The organism is Actinomadura sp. NBRC 104412, assembly GCF_030269515.1.
Lineage (GTDB): Bacteria > Actinomycetota > Actinomycetes > Streptosporangiales > Streptosporangiaceae > Spirillospora.
Genome location: NZ_BSTM01000098.1, coordinates 1 through 918 on the forward strand (window position 1 = coordinate 1; position 918 = coordinate 918).

General features: G+C 67.3%; 1 protein-coding gene. It reads right to left on the reverse strand.

What is annotated here, in order from left to right:
* Positions 1-10 precede the first annotated feature (10 nt).
* A complete protein-coding gene (locus tag QSK21_RS35900; RefSeq protein WP_285702220.1) occupies positions 11-781 on the reverse strand; it encodes a transposase family protein in 771 nt (256 codons plus the stop codon).
* Positions 782-918 lie beyond the last annotated feature (137 nt).

A 918-nucleotide genomic window follows, 5' to 3' on the forward strand; every position in this document is an offset into this window, starting at 1 on the left:
TGAACCTTTTTCAGCAGGCGTGAGCTTCGCGGGTTTGTAGCACGTGAATGGCCTTGGCCAGGTGCCCGGCGCGGTGCGGGCAGCAGCGCAGCTTGCGGAGGATCCGCCAGCTCTTGAGCTGGGCATTCGCGCGTTCGCCGGGGCCGCGGAGGCGGGCGTGGGAGCGGTTGGCATCCTTCTGGGAGTCCGGCTTGTCCTTGCCCTTGTACGGGGTCAGGAGCGGGTCACCCGCGCCGTGGTAGCCCTTGTCGGCCAGCACGATCAGCCCGGCGGCCTCCAGAGCGCGCAGGATGCCCCAGATCCGGGCGGCCGTCAGGTCGTGAGTCGCGCCGGGCAGCGCACCCGACACCCACACGATCGTCCCGTCCGGGGTGGCGATCACCTGCAGGTTCATGCCGTGCTTGCGATGCTTTCCCGAATAGAACGGCCGGTCGGCGGCCACCCGGTCGATCGGGATGAGAGTGCCATCCAGCACCACGTACAACAGCCCGTCGCGGACTGCCCGGCGCAGCGCCTGGCCGAGCTTGGGCGAGCGGGCCGACAACAGGGCGACGGTCTCCTCGACGTAGCGCCACGCGGTCGTGGTGGATACCCCGAACCCGGCACCCAGCTCAGCGAACGTCTCACCTTTGCGCAGGTAGACCAGCACCATCAGGGCCTGCATGCCCGGTGACAGGGCGCGTCCCTTGCTTCCAATGCTTGTGCGATGCCGGCGGACCACGCCTGCGGTGTAGTTCAGGGTCGAACGCGACAACGGCAGCGAAGCACGATACAAAAGCACGTGAAGCCTCTGGTGGGGGCGGAGGGTTGTGGAAGATCACCCGTCCTACCAGGGGCTTTGCCATGCACCCGGCCCGCCACACCGCTCGCGATCATGCTGTGACCAGCAACCTCTCCGCCGCCACTGAAAAAGGTTCA